This window comes from Streptomyces carpinensis, from assembly GCF_002154505.1.
GTDB classification, from domain to species: domain Bacteria; phylum Actinomycetota; class Actinomycetes; order Streptomycetales; family Streptomycetaceae; genus Streptomyces; species Streptomyces carpinensis.
Genome location: NZ_MUBM01000676.1, coordinates 442 through 2,405, shown reverse-complemented (window position 1 = coordinate 2,405; position 1,964 = coordinate 442). Strand labels below are relative to the sequence as shown.

Here is a 1,964-nt window from a genome sequence, read left to right as displayed (position 1 = left end):
GAGCTTGCCCGCGGTCGTGTGAATGTCGATCCCTTGGATCTCTTGACGCTCTTCCGGCTCGGACATCGGGATGCGGCTCCCTGCCTGCTCAAAAGGGGGGACGGTTACTCAGGCGTAGCGTAGTGTCACGCCCACCGTTCGGCAGTGCGGCGTTGGCCACACCCAGGGCCTCTTGTTCGGATCATGCCGGGCTCGTGGAGCCTGGCACGCGTTCCCCTATTGCCTCAAGGGCGTGGGCGGTGCCCCCAGCGGCGTTGTCGCCGGTTGCCGACGCCCGCGTCTGCGCCCTCATCCGCCCCGCAGCTGCACGGACCAGACCGCCGCTCCCTGTCCGGCCTGATCCAGACGAGAGACCCTAGGGTGGCTTGCATGACGCCGCGAGATGCAGCAGACAACAGCCCCGAGAACCCCGGCGACTCCTCGGGAGGCGGCCGCTGGTCAGACCTCGACCGCCCGCCGCTGAACGCCGGCGCGCTGCGGCGCGGGCTGGTTCGCGAGGGCGGCCTGTGGTCCCAGGTGGACGTGGTGGAGCGCACCGGTTCCACCAACGCCGATCTGGTGGCCCGTGCCGAGTCCGGCGGTGCGGCCGAGGGCGCCGTCCTGATCGCCGAGGAACAGACGGCCGCGCGGGGCCGCCTGGACCGCCGGTGGACCGCACCGGCCCGCTCCGGTCTCTTCTTCTCGGTGCTGCTGCGGCCCACCGACGTGCCGGTCGCCCGCTGGGGCTGGCTGCCGCTGCTCACCGGGGTCGCGGTGGCGACCGGGCTGGCCCGGGCCGGCGGGGTCGACACGGCGCTGAAGTGGCCGAACGACCTGCTCGTGACGGTCGGCGGCGAGGAACGCAAGGCCGGCGGCATCCTGGTGGAGCGAGCCGGCGACGGTGGCGTGGTCATCGGCGTCGGTATCAACGTCACGCTCCGGAAGGACGAACTGCCCGTGCCGCAGGCCGGTTCGCTGGGCCTGGCCGGAGCGGTGAGCACGGACCGCGACCCCCTGCTGCGCGGCGTCCTGCGCTCGCTGGAGGACTGGTACGGGCGGTGGCGGGCCGCCGGGGGCGACCCGGTCGACAGCGGTCTGCAGGAGGCTTACGCGGCGGGCTGCGCGACCCTGGGCCGCCGGGTGCGCGCCGAGCTGCCGGGCGAGCGGTCGCTGGTCGGCGAGGCGGTAGCGGTGGACGGCGACGGCCGCCTGGTCCTCGCGACGGAGAAGGGCGTGCAGGAGCCGGTGGGGGCGGGCGACATCGTGCACTTGCGGCCCGCGTGAACCTGGGGTCGGGTTGCTTGTGGGGAGCCGGTGTCCTCGCGGTGGGTGCGCTCACCGCGTTCGTGTCCGCTCGCCGAGAAAACGCCGGTCAGGTCACCCCACGGCCCGACCTGACCGAGTGAGCTGGCGCACACCTGCCGTAGAGTTGAGGCCGGTCGAACCTGACCGTGGCAGATCGGAAGGGCAGCAGGCGTGACCGTCGACGACACGGGCTCCGGCGCGGACGGGGACGGCCGGGTGGACCCCCACGACGCCGACTCCGGCGAGCACCCGCTCGCGCTGCGTCTGGAGCATCTCATCCTGGGCGCGGAGCGGCGCTACACCCCCTTCCAGGCGGCCCGCAGCGCCGGCGTCTCCATGGAGTTGGCCTCCCGCTTCTGGCGGGCCATGGGCTTCGCCGACATCGGCCAGGCCAAGGCGCTGACGGAGGCCGACGTACTGGCCCTGCGGCGTCTCGCCGGTCTGGTCGAGGCCGGCCTGCTCAGCGAGGCCATGGCCGTGCAGGTGGCGCGGTCCACCGGGCAGACCACCGCCCGGTTGGCCGAATGGCAGATGGACTCCTTCCTGGAGGGACTGACCGAGCCGCCCGAGCCGGGCATGACGCGCACCGAGGTGACGTACCCGATCGTCGAGCTGCTGCTGCCCGAGCTGGAGGAGTTCCTGGTCTACGTCTGGCGCCGGCAGCTGGCCGCCTCGGCGGG

Annotated in this window: 2 protein-coding genes; both read left to right on the top strand. The window is 73.1% G+C overall.

The window, feature by feature from the left end:
- The first annotated feature begins 369 nt into the window (after positions 1–369).
- Positions 370–1,263, top strand: coding sequence for a biotin--[acetyl-CoA-carboxylase] ligase (locus BZY54_RS47825; protein WP_086731521.1), 894 nt, complete (start codon positions 370–372; stop codon positions 1,261–1,263).
- A 192-nt stretch (positions 1,264–1,455) separates the two neighbouring features.
- Positions 1,456–1,964, top strand: a 509-nt coding sequence (locus BZY54_RS54380; protein ID WP_279634783.1) for an adenylate cyclase regulatory domain-containing protein, incomplete at its 3' end; no start/stop codon positions are given.

Coding starts and splice junctions, on each gene's coding strand:
- BZY54_RS47825 (WP_086731521.1), top strand. CDS start 370: ATGACGCCGCGAGATGCAGCAGACAACAGCCCCGAGAACCCCGGCGAC.